Source organism: Escherichia sp. KTE114 (genome assembly GCF_000407765.1).
Classification (GTDB): Bacteria; Pseudomonadota; Gammaproteobacteria; order Enterobacterales; family Enterobacteriaceae; genus Escherichia; species Escherichia ruysiae.
Genome location: NZ_KE136626.1, coordinates 3,800,578 through 3,822,457 on the forward strand (window position 1 = coordinate 3,800,578; position 21,880 = coordinate 3,822,457).

Genomic DNA, 21,880 nt, shown 5'->3' on the forward strand with positions numbered 1-21,880 from the left:
TTGCTTAAGCAAGAAGCACTTAAAAAATTCGTTACACCAGGAAATCTGATGTGTTCATCACCTTATCTGCAATTTTTTTCGCTGACAAGGAAATATTCTTCGTGTGAATGATTAATGTCATTAATGAATGGATCTGTGACCTTCGTCACCCCTTACGAGCTCTGCTACGAGCGGGATCGCTCCCGAAAAATGATTAAAGACAAATCGTGCTATTTTGAGAAACATCCTGGTAAAGGGAGTATGCGCTACCATGCTTTCAATTCAACAACCACTGCTAATTTTCACCGATCTCGATGGCACCCTGTTAGATAGTCACAGTTATGACTGGCAGCCTGCTGCTCCCTGGCTAAACCGTTTACGGGAAGCAGGCGTGCCTGTGATTCTCTGTAGCAGTAAAACGTCGGCGGAAATGCTGTACCTGCAAAAAAACGTAGGGCTACAAGGTTTGCCGCTGATTGCCGAAAACGGCGCGGTGATCCAACTGGATCATCAATGGCAAGATATCGACGGTTTTCCCCGGATCATCTCGGGCATTGCCCATAGTGAAATCAGTCTGGTGTTGAATACGCTGCGCGAGAAAGAACATTTCAAATTCACCACCTTTGATGATGTCGATGATACAACCATTGCGGAATGGACGGGATTAAGCCGCAGCCAGGCGGCGCTGACGCAGTTGCATGAAGCCTCAGTCACGCTCATCTGGCGCGACAGTGACGAGCGGATGGCGCAATTTACCGCTCGTCTGAACGAGCTAGGATTACAGTTTGTACAAGGTGCGCGCTTCTGGCATGTGCTGGATGCCTCTGCCGGAAAAGATCAGGCGGCTAACTGGATCATCGCGATATATCAACAATCAGGTGGAAAATGTCCGACGACGCTCGGCTTAGGCGATGGTCCAAATGATGCCCCCTTACTGGAGGTGATGGATTACGCAGTCATTGTGAAAGGGCTAAACCGGGAAGGTGTTCATCTGCAAAATGAGAACCCTGCCCGGGTCTGGCGAACGCAGCGAGAAGGACCGGAAGGCTGGCGCGAAGGACTGGATCACTTTTTCACCGCTCGTTAAGCGTTATCGCTCGCAAAGACCCGATTACGCCCTGCCTGTTTAGCGAGATAAAGCCGACGATCGGCCAACGACTGCAATTGTTCAAAATCATAATCGCCGGTTTCCTCGCTGCTGCTCACCCCCAACGAAGCACTAATGCGAATGGTTTTGCTCTTGGCAATCAACATCTCTTTTTCATTCAGCTTCAGACGAATGCGTTCGGCAACTTCTTTTGCCTGCTCCAGGTTAGCGCCCGGCAGAATCACACAAAACTCCTCGCCGCCAACTCGTCCGGCAACATCCTGGGCTCGCAATGAACGGCTAATTAATCCGGCGGCATGTGACAACACACGATCGCCCGCCTGGTGACCAAAGCGGTCATTAATCGCTTTAAAATGGTCAAGGTCGACCTGAATAACAGAAAAAGGATGCTTATGTGTCTGGCACAATTTAGCAAGCGGGCGCGCTTTTTCGAACAGTGCTCCACGGTTATACATGCGGGTTAAGGTATCGTGCCACGCCTGCCATTGCAGCGAACTTTGCAGGACAAACATATTACTTACCATCTGGCGAATCACATACCAGGAGATAAGTAGCATGGTGGTGAAAAGCGCCCACAACAGGGTTAATGCAATGCTGATGCTGCCGAAATCTCCACGTACGCCTTCACTAAGCGTATGGATACGCACTAATACGCCATCGAAATGATCCAGCCGTTCCCAGCTAACATAGCGGCTGTTCATCCGAATACCACCGCGCGTATCGTGTTCAATGTCCTGCGCAAGTGATGCCAGTTCACGAGGGTCAAAGAGATCTTCGCCAGGATGGTCCGGGTTGGACGAGGTCAATAATTTCAGTTTGCTGTCATAGAGTTGATATTCGCCATCGAGATTTTTATCGATAGCATTCTGTAAAAATTGCTGCATTGAACGCACGGGAATACTCATCCCCAATACGCCATACCAGTAATTATTGTTGTCGACCGGCACGCTTACAGTGACCTGTGACTCTGTAGCATTGTTATGCTCATGCTGAGAGGTAAACCAACGCACCGCGCGTTGACGGTTTTCTCGTTGTGAATGACCGATAAACCAGGGTTGGGTGACAAATTCGTAGTAACGCCCAGGCACATTGCGAATAAATAGCGTCGGCTGCGTTGAAACGTAAAATCCGGCGCGCGAGACATACATCGCCTGTTCAACCATTGATGAGGAGTTGTGCGCCAGGCGTAGTAAGTAACCGACTTCCAGCGCGGCGGTAATTTCATTATCCAGGGATTCATTTTCGCGGGAAAGCAGACTCCCCTCGCTGACTAATGCATCCGAAACGCCGTTTACTGGCAAGGTGCGCCGTCTGTTGAGTTCTATCTGCCAGGCATGTTCATCACGACGTTGTTCAAACTCGGTAACGGCATTGCGCAGAGAAGTGAAATCGAGCGGCGCAACGAGGGCTTCACGCATCCCGTTACGTAAAAACAATAATTTATCAACGTTATATTGCAGTTGTTTATCAAGCGCGTTGGCAACATTTTCCAGATGGTTACGCTGGCTTGAAATATAGGCATCTTCCAGAACCACCACTTCACGCCAGGTGAGTAACGTTGAGAAGATCAACACCACAATAAAGCAGAGATTAACGACATGACCAGGCCCCAGGCGGCGCGCGAGTTTTTTCAGCCAGCTCTGGTTTTCCATTTCTGTCTCGTGCTGCACCCTGACGACTCCCAACCTGCTTTCTTATGATTCTGGCATAACCTGGCGATAACGTACCGCCAAACAGCAATAATTTTATAATGTTGCCATGATAAGACGCATCAGGCATTCAATGCAGACGCTGGCACAACAGCCGGATGCGGCATGAATGCCTTATCCGGACTGGTGTTAATTATACGCTTTCAGGCTTCTTCCGGCGAACGACGCATCTCCCCCGGAACAAGCTCAGTTTCATGAAAGGCTTCCCGTTTGACACCGTAACCGTCATACCAGCGACACTCAACCATGCCGCTGGAATACCCAGTAACAATCATCTTCGGGCCGCCCTCTTTGACCGTCACTTCCTCACTAACCACAAAGCTCATACTCGCCTCCTTTTTTCGAGTGAAACTTGTTCACCTTAGTCGAGAATGGCGAATTTTGCATAATAGCCAATGAGAATATTAATGTGCCTGACCGCGCAATTTTGCTATCGTTTTCACTCCCAACACGACGATACCACCGATGATAAAACCAAGAATCAGATTTAAAACAGTCGGTAATATCATTGCGACCAGTGCACTCTGCTGCCCGGCGAAATGTTCAATCGCATGATGCAGCGGCGCGATGCCATGTATCACAATGCCGCCGCCAACCAGGAACATCGCCAACGTACCGACTATCGATAACGCTTTCATCAGCCAGGGGGCGATAATCAATAGCCCCTTACCCAATGCTTGCATAACCGTACTGGATTTTTCCGCCAGCCAGTAGCCCAGATCATCAATCTTAACGATGATACCCACCAGACCATAAACCCCCACGGTAACCACCAGTGCGATCCCTGAAAGTACCAGCACCTGATTAAGCAGCGGCGCTTCCGCCACAATCCCCAGCGTGATGGCGACGATTTCCGCAGACAAAATAAAATCGGTACGAATCGCCCCTTTTATTTTGTCCTTTTCAAACTTCAGCGGATCTTGCGCCGCCAGCGCCTCCAGACGCTGCTGACTCTGCGCCGGATCATCTTTGTGCTTACGCGCCTCCAGCATATGCAGCACCTTCTCTACCCCTTCAAAGCAGAGAAATGCGCCGCCAATCATCAACAGTGGCGTAATCGCCCACGGGATAAAAGCACTGATGATCAGCGCCAGCGGCACCAGAATCACTTTGTTGATAAGCGATCCCTTCGCCACGCCCCAGACCACGGGCAACTCCCGATTGGCACGCACACCTGAAACTTGCTGCGCATTGAGCGACAAGTCATCCCCTAATACACCGGCGGTTTTCTTCGCCGCCAGCTTGCCCATCACGGAGATATCGTCCAGCAAAGTGGCGATATCATCGAGCAATGTCAGTAAACTACTCCCGGCCAAAAGCATTCCCTCTCATTTTTATCGTTGACGCGCTAAGTATGAAGCAAAATCAGCCCGGCTGATACTTGCTTCACAGGTCAACATTTTTTTAACAATCAAACGCAATTATATCTCTCGCCAGCGAAATGATTTTCACGTTTACTATGAACCGGCTTTTTATTTCCATCGTGAGGGATTATGCGTTTCCGCCAGTTGTTACCGCTTTTTGGCGCGCTGTTTGCGTTGTATATCATTTGGGGCTCAACCTATTTTGTCATTCGGATTGGGGTTGAAAGCTGGCCACCGTTAATGATGGCGGGCGTGCGGTTTCTGGCTGCCGGTATTTTATTAATGGCCTTTTTACTGCTGCGTGGGCACAAACTGCCGCCACTGCGTCCTCTGCTTAATGCCGCGTTGATTGGTTTATTACTGCTTGCTGTCGGTAACGGTATGGTAACGGTGGCTGAGCATCAAAATGTTCCCTCCGGCATTGCCGCCGTAGTGGTGGCAACAGTACCTCTCTTTACTCTCTGTTTCAGCCGCCTGTTTGGCATTAAAACGCGCAAGCTGGAATGGGTGGGTATCGCTATTGGGCTTGCCGGAATCATCATGCTCAATAGCGGCGGTAATTTAAGCGGCAATCCGTGGGGCGCGATTCTGATTTTGATCGGTTCTGTGAGTTGGGCGTTTGGTTCGGTTTATGGCTCGCGCATTACCCTACCAGTAGGCATGATGGCGGGCGCCATTGAGATGCTGGCGGCAGGCGTGGTGTTAATGATCGCGTCGATGATTGCAGGTGAAAAACTGACGGCGCTCCCTTCTCTTTCGGGCTTCCTTGCGGTCGGATATCTGGCGCTGTTCGGCTCGATCATCGCCATCAATGCTTATATGTATTTAATCCGCAATGTCAGCCCGGCTCTGGCTACCAGCTACGCATACGTTAATCCGGTTGTAGCGGTATTGCTGGGTACAGGGCTGGGTGGCGAAACGCTATCGCGGATTGAATGGCTGGCGCTGGGCGTAATTGTCTTCGCTGTGGTGCTGGTCACGTTGGGAAAATATCTCTTCCCTGCAAAACCCGTTGTCGCGCCAGTCATTCAGGACGCATCACGCGAGTAGATGAATCCCCAGAGTGTCGATCTGCGCGCTGGCGCCCTCGCCGCAGATCCACTCTTCCAGACGCTCGGCAAGCGCCGCATCCGTCAACTTCTCCCGTCCGCGTAACGCACACTCCCAGATAATCAATACACGCCAACCCGATTCCTGTAAGCGGCTAATGTCCCGCTTGTCACGCGTTACATTCTTGCCAATCTTCTCCAGCCAGAACTCAGTGCGTGTAGCAGGCACTTTAAACAGATAGCAGTGATGATGATGCCAGAAACAGCCATGCGTAAATATCACACAGCGATACTCATCGAGGACAAAATCCGGGCGTCCGGGCAGACTGGCATCCTGAACACGAAACGCCAGCCCCTGCTCGGTTAATAAGCTGGCGAGACGTTTCTCGATTGCCGTATCGCGCGTGGCAATCGCGCGCATATTTTTGCTACGCGTGGCCTTATCGTGAACGTCGGTCATGTTGTGCCTCTTGCTGACGCAACGCCACCGCCTGTTTGATTTTTGGCTCAAGCAATTTTGCCACTGCAGCAAATACCGGAACTACCACCGAGTTGCCGAACTGGCGATAGGCCTGAGTGTCAGAAACCGGAATGCGAAATTTTGCTTCATGGGGTGCTTCAAAGCCCATCAAACGTGCGCATTCTCGAGGCGTTAACCGACGTGGACGATGTTGCTGATTCTGCGGATCGTCAAAGTCTTTCTCACCTGTCGCCATATCCCAGCCGCGATCGATTAAAATTTCCGCACCATCTTTGTAATAACGGGCAGAAAGCGTACGCGTAACACTCTGTGGGTTGTTCGGATAAACCATTCCGTAACCGAAGCCGTTTCCGCGCGCCTGATGCTTTTTCGCATAACGATAGAGGTACTTCCACAGTACCGGCGTCAGGATATATTTCGCTTCAACAACCGGGTCCAGTAACTGCGCCAGCGTAATACGTTGTGCCGGATAGCAGCCACTGATATCCCGCAAGGTGAAATCTGCTTTCAAATTCAGATCGCGACGAAAGCCCACCAGCACGATGCGTTCACGGTGCTGCGGCAGAAAATGTTTGCCGTCGATGATTTTCGGATCGTCCGGGCCATTATCTTCGGCATCGGCTACGTCATAGCCCAGTTCATCCAGCGTCTGCATGATGATACGGAATGTTTTGCCCTGGTCGTGGCTTTTCAGGTTTTTGACGTTTTCAAGCACAAATATCGCCGGACGACGGGCATTGATGATACGCACTACATCAAAGAACAGCGTACCCTGGGTATCGCAAGCAAAACCGTGCGTACGACCAAGTGAGTTCTTTTTCGATACGCCAGCCAGTGAAAACGGCTGGCAAGGAAAACCGGCCAATAAAACATCATGTTCAGGAATGTGCTGACGAATATGTTCTGCCGCCGCTTTATCGCTCACGCCCTCTTTATGGCTCAGAGTGATGTCGCGGATATCTTCATTAAAGTGATGCGTCGCCGGGTCGCAATAATGGTTAGCTTTGTAGGTGCGCACCGCATGTTTATTCCACTCGCTGGTAAACACGCACTGACCGCCTATCGATTCAAAACCGCGACGGATGCCACCAATACCGGCAAAGAGATCGATAAAGCGAAACGCATAATGCGGATGATGTGCTGGCGGTTTGGGTAACAACGTTTGCAAATGGGCGAACTCTTTTTCACTCAAACGATGCCACACCGAGTCGTTAGCCAGCGCACGTTTTAAAATCGCCGGACTCCAGTGGTTTTCTCCCACGCCATTAAGTTGCGCTACCAGCGTTTTTACATCATAAATTTGCAGCAGTTTCTCCAGCATTGCCTGTGCGGCATTCCCGGTGCTGTATGAATCGGTTACTGATATATTTTCCTGCATAGATTTAACCGGCCATCTGAGATGGTCGACAGGTTAACATAATTACTTCTGTTTAGGGCTACGCGGTCAGTCAGCCGGCGAAAATGCATCAATCACCGCATGATCCACACCTTCATTCTCGCCCGCCAGTTCGGCACTGAGCTTAGCCATAAACTCCACCAGAAAACGGGCATTATGTTGTGCCAGCAGTTTACCTTTTGCCGTTTGCATAGTTTGTGGTAGTTTCAGCAACTTCGTCTGGAAATGATCCAGCGCGTAGCGTTTATCATCGAGCGGGCGACGTTGCGCGAACGGATCTTCACCGTCAAACAGCGCCACCCCCAATGAGCCTGAAACTGCAAACACGCGCGCCAGACCTATCGCACCTAATGCTTCCAGCCGGTCTGCATCCTGCACGATTTTGGCTTCCACCGTTAAAGGCGTAATTTGCGCGCTGAAACTGTGTGCCGCGATGGCATGGCAAATGGCGTCTATTTTCTCTGGCGGAAAATCAGCAAATTCCGCACTTAAAATGCGACGCGTCTCTTCTGCTGCCAATAATGAGGAACGCTGCCGTTGCGGATGATTTTTCGCCAGAGTCACGACATCATGAAAATAACAGGCGGTTAAAATGACCAGCATATCGACGTCTTCATCTGCCGCCAGTTTCTGCGCTGTCGCCCAGACGCGACGAAAATGACACAGGTCATGAGCCGCGTCCTGGTGTGTGTGATGGTTTTTCAACCAACGTTCAAATTGTGCCTGCCAGTGTTGTAAGTTCATACGCGCTCCGCTACCAAAGGGTCGCAACCTTAGCAGTTTTTACTCATAGCGTCTGCTTCGCGCAGGCCGTGGTCGGGTGTACCAGGCAATACCACCTAACAATGCCCCTACCATGGCCATAAATAAAAATCCCACTAACGCACCTAACCACTTTCCCGCAGTTGAACCTAAATCACTTTCAAATCCTGACACGGGGGCATCGGGGATCCGACTCATTACCCAGATGTAACGCGCCATCGCCCAGACAAAATAGCCACACCATGTATAGAAAGCCCATAAAGCCAGTTTGCCGCCAGGGCTGCGAGAGAGTCTTTCTTCCATTGTTGTCGAACCATGCTCCATATTAAGTTAAACCGGAAAATTCAGACTTCATGTTGTTATGTGATAAAGGTCACATTTTTCCACATTAGATGAGCCAGTCAAGACTCACTCATTTTTTGAACAAATAGATGATTTTTGTTCAATGGCAATAATTACTGGAAAAACAGTCATAAAAAATTTTATTTAACTTTGATCGTGGTTTTATTAATTCACTAATTCAATATATTAGCGAGGAATACAATTATACCTTTTTTGTTTTCTGTGTCATGATAACTCCGTTATTAGCCTTTTATCGTCTTGTTTATATTTTTGAGCCGGCATGAAGCCGGCTTTTTTTTATGCCATTTTATAATGTGCGCAAGATCACACTCGAGTTTTAGCGAAACAATCATTGACTCAATCCATTCTTATAAAAAACCAATAACTATTTGATATAAACCCATAAACCCTATGAATGTTTGTATTTACAATTCATAATCTTGAATTATATTAAATAGATTAGAAACATTTTGAAATCTTTTAAATACATTTGTTACATGTAATCTTTAAAATAAAATGAACTTCATAGAATAGTATCCAAATGTGCTTTTTTTTGGATAACGGCACTTATTGTTATATTCATGAAGATTATAATCACAAGGGAATACATAATGAAAAGAAAAGTTCTGGCAATGCTGGTCCCGGCGTTATTAGTTGCTGGCGCAGCAAATGCGGCTGAAATTTATAATAAAAATGGCAATAAAGTTGATTTCTACGGCAAGATGGTCGGCGAGCGCATCTGGTCGAACACTGATGATAATAACAGCGAAAACGAAGATACTTCCTATGCTCGTTTCGGTGTTAAAGGTGAAACTCAAATCACCAGCGAACTGACTGGTTTTGGTCAGTTTGAATACAACCTCGACGCCAGCAAACCTGAAGGTTCTAACCAGGAAAAAACCCGTTTAACCTTCGCTGGTTTGAAATATAACGAACTCGGATCTTTCGACTATGGTCGTAACTACGGTGTCGCCTACGACGCTGCAGCTTATACCGATATGTTAGTTGAATGGGGTGGTGATTCCTGGGCTTCCGCTGATAACTTTATGAACGGTCGTACCAACGGTGTTGCAACCTATCGTAACTCCGATTTCTTTGGTCTGGTCGATGGTCTGAATTTTGCAGTTCAGTATCAAGGGAAGAACAGCAACCGTAGCGTTACAAAACAAAACGGTGATGGCTATGCGTTGTCTGTAGACTACAACATCGAAGGTTTTGGTTTTGTAGGTGCATATAGCAAATCTGACCGTACTAATGAGCAAGTTGCTGATGGAAACGGTTCTAATGCAGAATTATGGTCTCTGGCAGCAAAATATGATGCTAACAATGTCTACGCTGCTGTGATGTATGGTGAAACTCGTAATATGACACCGACATCAGTTAATACAGGTGGCTTCGACAACGACGGCAACTCGATAATGCATGATCAACTGATCAACGAAACTCAGAACTTTGAAGCCGTTGTTCAGTATCAGTTCGACTTTGGTCTGCGTCCTTCCTTGGGTTATGTTTACTCCAAAGGTAAGGATATCAAAGGCGTCCCAGGCCATAGATATGTTGACGCCGACCGCGTGAACTACATCGAAGTAGGCACCTGGTACTTCTTTAATAAGAATATGAACGTTTATACAGCGTACAAATTCAATATGCTGGATAAAGATGACGCGGCAATTACTGGCGCAGCAACTGATGACCAGTTTGCAGTTGGTATCGTTTACCAGTTCTAATCAGCCAACGCGCCTCGGCGTGTTACTGTAAAACCTAATACCCGCCTGAGTTCGTCACTCATCGAACTCAGGCTTTTTTATCGTCATCAAATCAGCAACAGCGGCACGCTAAACTGCCGTAGCATATCGACAAAACCCAATTCCTGAGTAGCTCCCAGCACAATAACATCTTCCAGTTGCTGTTCAGCCAGCTCTTTCACTCCTTCCGGAAGAGTACCAAAATAAACATAGGTATGGATAAACCCTTCAGGCAAAACCAACTGTTCTGCCAGTGTAGCTAAACGGCGCAAAGCCTGGTCACGTAGCACATATTCCAGACGATGCATGTCAGAAACATATCCCCGCTCCAGTATCCTTACATACTCCGGTATAAAGCCAAGCAAATGAACATGCCCTGATGAAACATTGGCGAAAAATTGCGCATGATAAAATGCTTGCTCTCTATCATCCCGGGAAAAGACATTCACCGGAATAACAATATTTCGGTACATAGAAAATCCCTGAAAACATCTGAATATAAAAAGAATTTACATTATTATTAATTTATATGTTAAATTTTATACTTACGCCATAAATACAGCATCATTGGGCACATTAAATCAGCTGCGCCTTAGCCGCTCCTGGCAGAGCAGCTCCAGGCAGCTCCTGTAATTAGCACATCTGATGACATGTAATTAATCATATCTGTCATCAGTTAAACCTTAATCTGGATCATCATTTTTTCGCGACTAACGGCCTTACAGGGTAGTTTCATCATTATTTTTTTGCTAAAAATCTCATCGACGAATCTTGCAATTCACCACTATGATGAGGGTATGCAATCTCATCTTTTCTGAAAAATGAACTAAAATACATTGCTACACTTTGAGTTTTTTATTGCAAATAAGGTGGAATCGGTGAGATCACTATTCGATAATAGCTGTGTGTTTCCCCAACCGTATTTAACATCCTCCCCTACCGCTTTCGGTATATTGACTCATTTTACGCTCCTGGTTAAATATAGCACCCAGCTCAGTCGCGAATATAGTGACTAACCTACCTAAGTAACAATAAGGAATACACTATGACTGTTCAAACAAGTAAGAATCCGCAGATCGATATTGCTGAAGATAATGCGTTCTTCCCTTCAGAATTTTCGCTTAGCCAATATACCAGTCCGGTATCTGACCTTGATGGTGTGGACTATCCAAAACCGTATAGCGGCAAGCACAAAATTCTGGTGATCGCCGCTGACGAACGCTATTTGCCGACCGATAACGGTAAACTGTTCTCAACGGGCAACCATCCGATTGAAACGTTGCTGCCGCTGTATCACCTGTATGCAGCAGGTTTCGAGTTTGAAGTTGCGACCATTTCCGGCCTGATGACGAAGTTTGAATACTGGGCTATGCCGCACAAAGATGAAAAAGTGATGCCATTCTTTGAGCAACATAAATCTTTGTTCCGCAATCCGAAGAAATTAGCAGATGTTGTCGCCAGCTTGAACGCAGACAGCGAGTACGCAGCAATTTTTGTTCCCGGCGGTCATGGCGCTCTCATTGGCTTACCGGAAAGCAAAGAAGTTGCAACCGCTTTAAAATGGGCAGTTGAAAATGACCGTTTTGTTATCTCCCTCTGCCATGGTCCGGCTGCGTTTCTGGCGCTTCGCCATGGCGATAACCCACTAAACGGTTATTCCATTTGTGCGTTCCCTGACGCCGCAGATAAACAAACGCCAGATATTGGCTATATGCCTGGTCATCTGACCTGGTACTTTGGTGAAGAACTGAAAAAAATGGGAATGAATATCATCAATGATGATATTACTGGCCGGGTACATAAGGATCGTAAACTTCTCACCGGAGACAGTCCTTTTGCGGCAAATGCACTGGGTAAACTCGCAGCACAGGAAATGTTGGCTGCGTACCAGGGTTAATCGGACATCACTTACGGTATAGTAAAAAAGTGGGGGTATTTCCCCCACTTAGATAATCACTCTGATTGCTGACGTTTTATCTCTTCTCTTACCTTCACTTAGCATCGACTTCAGATTGAAATGTACATTGAAGCTATGCAATACAAGTATTTTTGCGATACAAACATAATTTAATTGAATAATTAAAAATTAATAATAGAAATAAATTATGTATTATCTCGCTATTTAGCGATTTTAGAAAACGACTATCTCTGATAAACTCCATCACGTTTTAACCAGTAGGGAAGCGAGGTTGGAAATGTCGTTAGTGTCAATTTTTAGACGCATTGCATTCAGTTATTATGATTATTCATGTAAAAATATCAATATTGCAAATACTGAATTTGTGGTCATTCACATCCCCGACCAAATTGGTGATGCAATGGCTATTTACCCCATAATTAGATCGCTGGAATCACATAAAATAAAACATTTATTAATTGTCACATCTACAATTAATAAAGCCGTTTTTGATTCGCTTTGTCTTAAGGAGACTAAATTAACATTAGTCAGTATGACAATGCAGGATCATGCCAGCTTTAGCGAAATAAAAATTCTGGCGCAAAGTATAAGAGAGCAATACGGTACACCGGATCTCTGCATTGAAGCTATGCGCAAGAAAAACCTGAAGACAATGTTGTTCATAAGTCATTTAAAAGCCAAAACCAATTTACAAGTTGTGGGTTTAACAATGAAATGTTATTCCTCCTTATGTAAATCGGCGTCGAAAATGGACCAGTCTCTTCGGGCGCCAGTACCAATGACATGGGCATTCATGATGCGAGAAGCTGGTTTTCCGCCTGTCCGCCCCTTATTTGAACTGCCTATCAGTGAAGAGGTAAGAAACGAAGTGCGTTATGAACTTACCTCATTGGGTGCATATATTGCTCTTAATCTTGATGGTAGTGTTCAGGAGCGAACTTTTTCAGGCTCAATGGCTAAAAAGCTAATAACCATGATTAAAAATGAAATAAATATGCCAATTGTCATTGTTCATGGCCCGAATGGTACTGAAAAAGCAGTAGAACTAACGCAGTGTTTTGACAATGTCTATAATTTATCATTACCGCCTTCAATACCACGTTCTGCCGCCATCATAAAAGATGCTTTTCTCGCAATAACACCTGATACTTCTATTTTACATATGACAAGTGCTTATAATATTCCTGTCATCGCAGTATATGCCGATTATAAAACACGCTGGCCTGCTATGGCAGATATTTCAGAGACGATTGTGGTAGGGAAAAATATTGATCACATCAATCTGGATGAATTCAGAAATACGATAAAAAGAATTATCGCAAAAATTCAGCCCTGATGTAGTTATCAGATTTAAGGGAGGTTAGATACGAACCCGGTTATGGCTAACGTTGAAAAGCAAAAAGCCTGCTCGAAAGCAGGCTTTTCAAAATTTGGCTCCTCTGACTGGACTCGAACCAGTGACATACGGATTAACAGTCCGCCGTTCTACCGACTGAACTACAGAGGAATCGTGAGAACGAGGCGAATATTACTGAGTGGCACTGCGAGTGTCAACACTAAAATTCACACGTTATTTCAATCGGTTAATTAAGCAACAAAATTGATATTTAATGAGCATCTGGTGCTGAATATGTGCCTCGTTCATTCGCATTTCGCAGTCTTTGCAGCGGTTCCTGCTGATAAAATTGGCAGAAACGTTGCCACAGCGAGGGGAAGCGAGGAGCAAAAAGCTCCGGGGCGCTAAAAAAGTATTCGGAAAGCACGGCAAAACATTCTGCAGGGTCACTGGCGGCATAAGCATCAATGCTGGAGGCATTTTCGCCCACTAATTCAATTTCGTCCTGAATGTTATTCATCGCCGCGTGAAGATCGTGTTCCCAGCCCGCGACTTCACGTAAAGGAATAAAGGGGACACCACTGGCGCGATCGCCGTTCCGGGTGTCCAGTTTATGTGCAACTTCGTGGATAATCAGATTAAACCCAGAGGCATCGAAAGAATCCTGTATATCGAGCCAATTCAGTACGATGGGGCCTTGCTGCCAGCTTTGACCTGACTGAACGATGCGTTGATTATGTACCAGTCCTATATCGTCTTCCCATTCATCATCTACCACAAATGGCGCTGGGTAAATTAACACTTCATGGAAACCATCCAGCCATTCCAGCCCCAGCTCCATAACAGGTAAACAAAACAGCAAGGCGATACGACCGCTTTTCAAAGCGTCAAGTTCAACCCCTTGTAAAGGAACCAACCGTTTTTGTTGCAAAAAACGTCCAGCAAGAGTGACTAATTTGTTTTGCTCCTGCTCAGTCAAACTTGTCAAAAGAGGTATCGACAAAGCTTCCTTCCACGGAATTGCATCATCATGAACGGTTTCTTGTACTTTCCAGGGCCACTTAATCATCGTTTTGCTCGCAAACTCGTCACTTGAACAAAATTGCACGGACAGGGACTGTTAAAATGCCAAATTTCCTGGCATCATTGCAACAATCTGAACGGAGAGATGCCGGAGCGGCTGAACGGACCGGTCTCGAAAACCGGAGTGGGGGCAACTCCACCGGGGGTTCAAATCCCCCTCTCTCCGCCAATCATTCAAGCAATTAGCCCATCCCGTGTCAGTGACACAAATCTCATTGAGAAAATTCGAAAAATTCATCTGCGAAAATAACGCCAGCAAGTAACCAGTGCTACCTTAGCGATCACATTTTTCTGTCTTTTGATTTCTAATACGCACCTGAATCCACAATTTTCTTCGTTTCCAGCACATTACAGTAGCCCCTATCCGTCCTCCATGCTCATTTTCGGGTATAAAAATATTTGCAGATGCTCTCTGTCGCGGTAGTCTCATAAGGTTCGTTTATAGATCGACGGCAATGTGAGTTACCTTTTTCCATACTAATTATAAAAAGACAGTACAGACAGGAACACTATGGACTCCACGCTCATCTCCACGCGTCCCGATGAAGGAACGCTTTCGTTAAGTCGCGCCCGACGAGCTGCGCTAGGCAGTTTTGCCGGTGCCGTCGTCGACTGGTACGATTTTTTACTCTATGGCATTACTGCCGCACTGGTATTTAATCGAGAGTTTTTCCCGCAAGTGAGTCCGGCAATGGGAACTCTCGCAGCGTTTGCCACTTTTGGTGTCGGATTCCTTTTCCGTCCGCTTGGAGGTGTCATTTTCGGTCATTTTGGCGACCGCCTGGGGCGTAAACGCATGTTGATGCTGACTGTCTGGATGATGGGGATCGCAACAGCATTGATTGGTATTCTTCCTTCATTCTCGACTATTGGCTGGTGGGCACCGATTTTACTGGTGACGCTGCGTGCTATTCAGGGATTTGCCGTCGGCGGCGAATGGGGAGGCGCAGCATTGCTGTCCGTTGAAAGCGCGCCGAAAAATAAAAAAGCCTTTTACAGTAGCGGTGTACAAGTTGGCTACGGTGTAGGGTTACTGCTTTCAACTGGACTGGTTTCTCTGATTAGTATGATGACGACTGACGAGCAGTTTTTGAGCTGGGGCTGGCGCATTCCTTTCCTGTTTAGCACCGTACTGGTGCTGGGGGCATTGTGGGTGCGTAATGGCATGGAGGAATCCGCTGAATTTGAGCAACAGCAACACAATCAAGCGGCAGTGAAAAAGCGCATCCCTGTTATCCAGGCACTGTTACGACATCCAGGGGCTTTTCTGAAGATTATTGCGCTGCGACTGTGCGAGTTGCTGACGATGTATATCGTTACCGCCTTTGCGCTTAACTACTCAACCCAGAATATGGGGCTGCCACGCGAATTATTCCTGAATATTGGTTTGCTTGTGGGAGGGTTAAGCTGCCTGACAATTCCCTGTTTTGCCTGGCTTGCCGATCGTTTTGGTCGCCGCAGGGTTTATATCACTGGCGCAGTTATCGGAACCTTAAGCGCGTTTCCTTTCTTCATGGCGCTCGAGGCTCAATCCATTTTCTGGATAGTCTTCTTCTCCATTATGTTGGCGAATATTGCGCATGACATGGTGGTTTGTGTGCAGCAACCGATGTTCACAGAGATGTTTGGTGCCAGTTATCGCTACAGCGGCGCCGGGGTCGGATATCAAGTTGCCAGTGTGGTTGGTGGTGGGTTTACCCCTTTTATTGCCGCCGCCCTCATTACTTATTTTTCCGGGGACTGGCATAGCGTCGCAATTTATTTGCTGGCTGGATGCCTGATTTCCGCAATAACCGCTTTGTTGATGAAAGACAATCAACGCATCTGATGGTCTGGCGAAGATCATTCGATCTTCGCCTTACACTTTTGTTTCACATTCCTGTGACATACTATCGGATGTGCGGTAATTGTATGGAACAGGAGACACACATGAATAATAAGGGCTCCGGTCTGACCCCAGCTCAGGCACTGGATAAACTTGACGCGCTGTATGAGCAATCTGTAGTCGCTTTACGCAATGCCATTGGAAAATATATTAAAAGTGGCGAATTGCCTGATGAAAACGCCCGCAAACAAGGTCTTTTTGTCTATCCATCATTGACCGTGACCTGGGACGGCTGCGCCACAAACCCTCCCAAAACACGCGCATTTGGACGTTTTACTCACGCTGGCAGCTATACCACCACTATTACCCGCCCTGCTCTCTTTCGTTCGTATCTCAATGAACAACTAACGTTGCTGTATCAAGATTATGGTGCGCACATCTCCGTGCAACCCTCGCAGCATGAAATCCCCTATCCCTATGTCATTGATGGCTCTGAACTGACACTTGATCGATCGATGAGCGCCGGGTTAACACGTTACTTCCCGACAACAGAACTGGCGCAAATTGGCGATGAAACTGCAGACGGCATTTATCATCCAACGGAATTTTCTCCGCTATCGCATTTTGATGCGCGCCGGGTAGATTTTTCCCTCGCGCGGTTACGCCATTATACCGGCACGCCCGTCGAACATTTTCAGCCATTCGTTTTGTTTACCAACTACACACGTTATGTGGATGAATTCGTTCGTTGGGGGTGCAGCCAGATCCTCGATCCTGATAGTCCCTACATTGCCCTTTCCTGTGCTGGAGGGATATGGATCACCGCCGAAACAGAAGCCCCTGAAGAGGCGATTTCTGACCTCGCATGGAAAAAACACCAGATGCCAGCATGGCATTTAATCACTGCCGATGGTCAGGGTATTACTCTGGTGAATATTGGCGTGGGTCCGTCAAATGCTAAAACCATCTGCGATCATCTGGCGGTGCTACGCCCGGATGTCTGGCTGATGATTGGTCACTGCGGTGGATTACGTGAAAGCCAGTCCATTGGTGATTATGTACTTGCACATGCTTATTTACGTGATGACCACGTTCTTGATGCAGTTTTGCCGCCCGATATCCCTATTCCCAGCATTGCTGAAGTGCAACGCGCGCTTTATGACGCCACCAAATTGGTCAGTGGCAGGCCGGGGGAGGAAGTTAAACAGCGGCTACGTACTGGCACTGTGGTAACTACTGATGACAGGAACTGGGAATTGCGTTACTCGGCTTCTGCGCTTCGTTTTAACTTAAGTCGGGCCGTAGCGATTGACATGGAAAGTGCAACCATTGCAGCACAAGGATACCGTTTCCGCGTGCCATACGGGACGCTACTGTGTGTTTCAGATAAACCATTGCATGGTGAGATTAAACTTCCCGGCCAGGCTAACCGTTTTTATGAAGGTGCAATTTCCGAACACTTGCAGATTGGCATCCGGGCAATTGATTTACTGCGCGCTGAAGGCGATCGACTGCATTCCCGTAAACTACGAACCTTTAATGAGCCGCCGTTCCGATAATGGGCTCAGATCCTTTGCGTCAGGAAAAGATGTGAAGGATTTTAAAAGCAAAAAGCCCGCTATCAAAGCGGGCTTTTCAAAATTTGGCTCCTCTGACTGGACTCGAACCAGTGACATACGGATTAACAGTCCGCCGTTCTACCGACTGAACTACAGAGGAATCGTGAGAACGGGGCGAATATTAACGATGCCCATCCGCATTGTCAAAGCCTGTTTTTTAATTTTGAAATCGTTTGCTGAAATATTCTGCGTTTTGTCGTTTATTCCGACACGGCTGGCTTTTTTTCACACTTTTCATGTTCAGTGCGAGGATATTTCCATAGCCAGCGCCCGGTCACCATCCGCCAGTAAAACAACACAGCACGCACGGCCCAATCGGCAAACATCCCCATCCAAACGCCAACCACGCCCCAGCCAAGCATAATTCCCAGCGCATAACCTACTACCACTCGGCATCCCCACATGCTCAACATAGAAACCCACATGGCATAGCGGGCATCACGAGCACCTTTAAAACCCGCAGGTAATACCCATGAGGCGGACCAAATAGGCATAAACAACGCGTTTAGCCAAATAAGAATCACAACCACGTGTTTAACCTGGGGATCCTGGGTATAAAACGACGCCATAACCCCCGCAAAAGGAGCCGTTAACCAGGCTATCGCTGTTAACCCAAGGGTGGACAACCAGAAAACATGCCTCAACTGTATTTCTGCTTGCGCTATCTGCCCTACTCCCAGCCTTCGACCAGTAATTATCGTAGAAGCAGAACCGAGCGCACTCCCAGGTAAATTGATAAGAGCCGCAATCGAAAAAGCGATAAAATTCCCGGCAATAACGCTGGTTCCCATACCGGCAACAAACATTTGTGTTAATAACCGGCCACTGGTAAATAATACTGATTCAACACTCGCTGGAATACCAATTCCCATAACTTCCCAGATAATGCTGAAATTCAATGGCTTAAAATAGCTCTTTAACGAGATTCGTAGCGCAGGATTAAAGCCAATCGCCAGTACCCACAAAATTGCAATTGCGCCAATATAACGGGAAATAGTTAATCCCAGCCCAGCCCCAACAAACCCCAACCCCTGCCAGGAGAAAAGCCCGTAAATCAATACACCGCTAATAATAATATTAAAAATATTCATGCTACCATTTATAAGTAACGGTATTTTCGTATTCCCGGCACCACGAAGTGCCCCACTGCCAATCAAGGTGATGGCAGCGGCTGGATAACTGAGCACCGTCAGTTCCAGATAAGTCAACGCCAGTGCTTTAACCTCTGTCGTGGCATCACCTGCAACAAAATCGATAATTTGCTCACCAAAATGATGAATGAGAATTGCCAACAGCACGGCAAATAACGTCATGATCACCAGTGATTGCCGTGTTGCTACTCTGGCTCGCCGTCGATCACGTTTACCGAGACTAAATGCCACAACGACAGTAGTACCAAGATCGATAGCAGCGAAAAAGGCCATAATGACCATATTGAAGCTGTCCGCCAACCCAACGCCCGCCATCGCATCTTTTCCCAGCCAACTGACCAGAAAAGTGCTCAGCACGCCCATCAACAGGACACAGGCATTCTCCATAAAGATAGGAACAGCAAGCGGAGTTATTTCGCGCCAGAACAACACTTTGTAACTCTTACGTTTTGAGTGCCAGCGAGTGTGGCGAACAACCTGGCGTAAAGCTGAGGGGATATTCAAAGCCGACCTTAATTGCAGAAAGTGAAACCACATTTCAAATAATGAGGGAGAATCAGAAAAGCTGCAAAGATTTTCGCCGACAAATTGTCTGCAAATGCAACAAACTGTTGATAGAAACGGCAAACGGTTGAGGAATTTAAAAAACAGGTTTGACAAAAGATTTTTCGCCGTTAAGATGTGCCTCAACAGCGATTCCTCTGTAGTTCAGTCGGTAGAACGGCGGACTGTTAATCCGTATGTCACTGGTTCGAGTCCAGTCAGAGGAGCCAGATTCTGAAAAGCCCGCTTTGATAGCGGGCTTTTTGCTATATCTGATAATCAATTTCCTCTTCACTATTTTCCATCACCTGCCGCTTAATATCCTCAACCGACAATCCAGCATTGCACAGTTCCAGAAAACGCCAGACGTAGTTACGCTGCAGTTGTCCTCGCTTCAGACCCAACCAGACGGTACTGGCATCGAAAAGATGGCGAGTATCCAGACGAATTAAATTCTCTTCCTCTTGCTCACCGCTGGATTGTTCGGCAACTAATCCGATCCCCAAACCGAGGGCGACATAGGTTTTGATGACATCAGAATCCTGAGCACTCAATACAATATCTGCCAGTAAACCTTTGCGGACAAATGCATCATCAATACGCGAGCGGCCTGTAATTCCCTGCCGGTAAGTGATCAACGGCCACTTCGCTATTGATTCCAGCGTCAATGGCGTAATTTGTGTTAAAGGATGATCGACAGGAACGAGCAAACTATGATGCCAACGAAACCAGGGGAAAGCGACGAGTTGGGGATCATTGCTCAAACGCTCACTGGCTATGCCAATATCAGCTCCGCCGTTTTGTAGCAGAGTCGCAATTTCCTGCGGCGTCCCCTGGATAAGCTCGAGTCGCACTTCGGGGAAAAGTTCACGGAAGGCTTTAATGACCCCAGGCAAGCTGTAACGAGCCTGAGTGTGCGTCGTTGCAATAGTGAGTACGCCAGATGTGTCGTTGGTAAACAGGTCTGCAAGCCGACGAACATTACTGGCTTCATTCAGAATACGTTCTGCAATGACCAGTAATGCTTTACCCGGTTCAGTCATACCAAGCAGCCGCTTGCCACGACGAACGAATATTTCGATACCAAGTTCATCCTCCAGCTCTCGAATATGACGGCTGACGCCTGACTGTGAGGTAAAGAGCATATTCGCGACCTCTGTCAGATTGTAATCCTGACGGGCAGCTTCGCGGACGATCTTTAGTTGTTGGAAATTCACGGTAAACTCCGGGCATATCAGACATCCATTATTGTTAGAGTCTAATGCCCGGCATAACAAATAATAAAAACCCGCATCTTATTCCATCCAGGTATAACGTTTAGCTCACCAATTGCCATTGTCTTTTTTCCATGGCTGGAGAACTAATCACTGACAATAACAGCTCTTTCACTGCCTGCGCCTGTGGCGATAAACCTGATCTGGCGGGTAAGTTTAATGACAACGAGAGACTCATTGAAGGTGTGGTAATACGTGACATCCAACCGTTAACAGCGGCACATAACGAACGTGCGGCCGATTCAGGTAATACTGCAACGCCCATACCGCTGGCAATCGCAGCGGTAAGCGTGGCGATAGACTCAATTTCACCGATGACTTTCGCTGTAAGCCGGCGTAGGGAAAAAGCTTCATCAACACGAAGTCTTACTACACTGTAATCGCTGGGAAGGAAGAGGTTCATTTGCGCTATCGCATTAACATCAACGCTTTGCCCTGGGCAATCCTGAGTTCCGACAAGAAACAGATCTTCTTTTAACAAAGCCTGACTGGATACGCCAGACACAGGGGAATGCTCATAAATCACCGCCATATCAAGCTGGTTGTTTATAAGTTTTTCGTTAAGCACAGCACCGCTATTTTCATGGAGATAGATAACGACCTCTGGAAATTCAGCGCGTACCGCCTGTAATAAAGGCATGGTGATAGATGACGCGGCGGTTCCAGGTGCAAAGCCAATCGAGACTTGACCTGACAATGTCTGACCTACATTATGCACCGCCAGTTGGGCCTGTTCACACTGACGTAAAATTGCCCGCGCATGGGTATAGAGAATTTTGCCGGCGTCTGTCGGCGTAACGCCACGTTTTGTGCGAATCAAAAGTTGCTGATTTAGCTCACCTTCCAGCGTGGCAACCTGCTGACTGAGCGCAGGCTGTGCTATATGCAATACTTCAGCAGCCTGAGTCAGGCTACCAATATCTACAATTTTGACGAAGTATTTCAGGCGTCTAAAGTTCATGGTGCCTCCGGTTTTTTTAAGCGTCAGCCCGAGTGCCGACATTACTAACAACCAGATTGCAAGATACTTGCCAGTTTCGTTTTGGCGTTGATACGAAAGCTAATCGCCCGTCAAATAAGAGATTATGATTGTTTCGTCATTGGCTCTTTAAGCCAGGAGAAGCATTTCCTGCCCCATGAAAGGATGTCATGCACCACGATGGAACATGATTAAAAAGATTGAAAGTTCATCGTTT

The 21,880-nt window shown here is 47.0% G+C and carries 19 protein-coding genes and 4 tRNA genes; 9 read left to right on the top strand and 14 right to left on the bottom strand.

Annotated elements, in window-relative coordinates:
* Positions 1–250 precede the first annotated feature (250 nt).
* Positions 251–1,066: a mannosyl-3-phosphoglycerate phosphatase-related protein gene (locus tag WC5_RS03125; RefSeq protein ID WP_000949099.1), complete on the top strand. Its 816-nt coding sequence runs from the start codon at positions 251–253 to the stop codon at positions 1,064–1,066.
* On the opposite strand, the gene dgcQ is transcribed toward WC5_RS03125, so the two are convergent.
* The 3 genes from dgcQ to WC5_RS03110 form a co-directional block, all read right to left on the bottom strand.
* The gene (gene dgcQ / locus WC5_RS03120; RefSeq protein WP_010351018.1) at positions 1,063–2,757 is read right to left on the bottom strand and encodes a cellulose biosynthesis regulator diguanylate cyclase DgcQ; all 1,695 of its coding nucleotides are present in this window, start codon (positions 2,755–2,757) and stop codon (positions 1,063–1,065) included. The genes WC5_RS03125 and dgcQ overlap by 4 nt on opposite strands.
* Before the next feature lie 182 nt (positions 2,758–2,939).
* A complete protein-coding gene (locus WC5_RS03115; protein ID WP_000011631.1) occupies positions 2,940–3,122 on the bottom strand; it encodes a YodC family protein in 183 nt (60 codons plus the stop codon).
* 78 nt (positions 3,123–3,200) lie between these two features.
* Positions 3,201–4,118, bottom strand: a complete 918-nt coding sequence (locus tag WC5_RS03110) for a DUF808 domain-containing protein (RefSeq protein ID WP_000922669.1) — start codon at positions 4,116–4,118, stop codon at positions 3,201–3,203.
* A 171-nt stretch (positions 4,119–4,289) separates the two neighbouring features.
* Here WC5_RS03110 and yedA point away from each other — a divergent pair, with 171 nt between their 5' ends.
* Positions 4,290–5,210 carry a drug/metabolite exporter YedA gene (gene yedA / locus WC5_RS03105; protein ID WP_001212254.1) on the top strand — a complete coding sequence of 307 codons (921 nt, stop codon included), beginning with the start codon at positions 4,290–4,292 and terminating at the stop codon, positions 5,208–5,210.
* Here yedA and WC5_RS03100 read toward each other — a convergent pair.
* The 4 genes from WC5_RS03100 to drpB form a co-directional block, all read right to left on the bottom strand.
* Complete coding sequence (locus WC5_RS03100; RefSeq protein WP_000132886.1) at positions 5,199–5,669, bottom strand: very short patch repair endonuclease; 471 nt, start codon at positions 5,667–5,669, stop codon at positions 5,199–5,201. The genes yedA and WC5_RS03100 overlap by 12 nt on opposite strands.
* A complete protein-coding gene (gene dcm, locus WC5_RS03095) occupies positions 5,650–7,068 on the bottom strand; it encodes a DNA-cytosine methyltransferase (RefSeq protein ID WP_001157279.1) in 1,419 nt (472 codons plus the stop codon). The genes WC5_RS03100 and dcm overlap by 20 nt, the downstream gene beginning before the upstream one ends.
* 66 nt (positions 7,069–7,134) lie before the next feature.
* Positions 7,135–7,830: a phosphohydrolase gene (locus WC5_RS03090; RefSeq protein ID WP_001053190.1), complete on the bottom strand. Its 696-nt coding sequence runs from the start codon at positions 7,828–7,830 to the stop codon at positions 7,135–7,137.
* A gap of 39 nt (positions 7,831–7,869) precedes the next feature.
* Positions 7,870–8,151 carry a cell division protein DrpB gene (drpB, locus tag WC5_RS03085; protein ID WP_016231791.1) on the bottom strand — a complete coding sequence of 94 codons (282 nt, stop codon included), beginning with the start codon at positions 8,149–8,151 and terminating at the stop codon, positions 7,870–7,872.
* A gap of 650 nt (positions 8,152–8,801) precedes the next feature.
* On the opposite strand from drpB, the gene WC5_RS03080 reads away from it, so the two are divergent.
* On the top strand, positions 8,802–9,917 hold the full coding sequence (locus WC5_RS03080; RefSeq protein WP_016158468.1) for a porin: 1,116 nt from the start codon (positions 8,802–8,804) through the stop codon (positions 9,915–9,917).
* An 86-nt stretch (positions 9,918–10,003) separates the two neighbouring features.
* Here WC5_RS03080 and WC5_RS03075 read toward each other — a convergent pair whose 3' ends face one another.
* The gene (locus WC5_RS03075; RefSeq protein ID WP_016158469.1) at positions 10,004–10,408 is read right to left on the bottom strand and encodes a universal stress protein; all 405 of its coding nucleotides are present in this window, start codon (positions 10,406–10,408) and stop codon (positions 10,004–10,006) included.
* Between the two features lie 572 nt (positions 10,409–10,980).
* On the opposite strand from WC5_RS03075, the gene hchA reads away from it, so the two are divergent.
* Together hchA and WC5_RS03065 are read left to right on the top strand one after the other, a co-directional pair.
* Positions 10,981–11,832, top strand: a complete 852-nt coding sequence (hchA, locus tag WC5_RS03070) for a glyoxalase III HchA (protein ID WP_000218187.1) — start codon at positions 10,981–10,983, stop codon at positions 11,830–11,832.
* A 298-nt stretch (positions 11,833–12,130) separates the two neighbouring features.
* Positions 12,131–13,189, top strand: a complete 1,059-nt coding sequence (locus WC5_RS03065) for a glycosyltransferase family 9 protein (RefSeq protein ID WP_000060697.1) — start codon at positions 12,131–12,133, stop codon at positions 13,187–13,189.
* 95 nt (positions 13,190–13,284) lie between these two features.
* Here WC5_RS03065 and WC5_RS03060 read toward each other — a convergent pair.
* Both WC5_RS03060 and mtfA read right to left on the bottom strand, forming a co-directional pair.
* Positions 13,285–13,360: transfer RNA gene (locus tag WC5_RS03060), tRNA-Asn, on the bottom strand.
* Positions 13,361–13,460: 100 nt separating this feature from the next.
* Complete coding sequence (gene mtfA / locus WC5_RS03055; RefSeq protein ID WP_016231792.1) at positions 13,461–14,258, bottom strand: DgsA anti-repressor MtfA; 798 nt, start codon at positions 14,256–14,258, stop codon at positions 13,461–13,463.
* A 93-nt stretch (positions 14,259–14,351) separates the two neighbouring features.
* On the opposite strand from mtfA, the gene WC5_RS03050 reads away from it, so the two are divergent.
* From WC5_RS03050 to amn, 3 genes are all read left to right on the top strand, one after another.
* Positions 14,352–14,441, top strand: a tRNA-Ser gene (locus tag WC5_RS03050).
* Positions 14,442–14,783: 342 nt separating this feature from the next.
* Positions 14,784–16,100 carry a shikimate transporter gene (gene shiA / locus WC5_RS03045; RefSeq protein ID WP_000378581.1) on the top strand — a complete coding sequence of 439 codons (1,317 nt, stop codon included), beginning with the start codon at positions 14,784–14,786 and terminating at the stop codon, positions 16,098–16,100.
* A 101-nt stretch (positions 16,101–16,201) separates the two neighbouring features.
* Entirely contained in the window at positions 16,202–17,656 is a 1,455-nt protein-coding gene (amn, locus tag WC5_RS03040) for an AMP nucleosidase (protein WP_001060211.1), read from the top strand.
* Positions 17,657–17,740: 84 nt separating this feature from the next.
* Here the strand turns inward: amn and WC5_RS03035 are convergent.
* Positions 17,741–17,816, bottom strand: a tRNA-Asn gene (locus WC5_RS03035).
* A 100-nt stretch (positions 17,817–17,916) separates the two neighbouring features.
* Complete coding sequence (gene yeeO / locus WC5_RS03030) at positions 17,917–19,404, bottom strand: toxic metabolite efflux MATE transporter YeeO (RefSeq protein ID WP_077629305.1); 1,488 nt, start codon at positions 19,402–19,404, stop codon at positions 17,917–17,919.
* A gap of 160 nt (positions 19,405–19,564) precedes the next feature.
* Between yeeO and WC5_RS03025 the strand changes: the two genes are divergently transcribed.
* Positions 19,565–19,640, top strand: a tRNA-Asn gene (locus WC5_RS03025).
* Positions 19,641–19,676: 36 nt separating this feature from the next.
* On the opposite strand, the gene cbl is transcribed toward WC5_RS03025, so the two are convergent.
* Both cbl and nac read right to left on the bottom strand, forming a co-directional pair.
* Positions 19,677–20,627 (bottom strand): HTH-type transcriptional regulator Cbl, encoded by a 951-nt coding sequence (gene cbl / locus WC5_RS03020; protein WP_001011049.1) that lies wholly within the window; start codon positions 20,625–20,627, stop codon positions 19,677–19,679.
* Between the two features lie 100 nt (positions 20,628–20,727).
* On the bottom strand, positions 20,728–21,645 hold the full coding sequence (gene nac, locus WC5_RS03015) for a nitrogen assimilation transcriptional regulator NAC (protein WP_016231794.1): 918 nt from the start codon (positions 21,643–21,645) through the stop codon (positions 20,728–20,730).
* Positions 21,646–21,880: the final 235 nt, after the last annotated feature.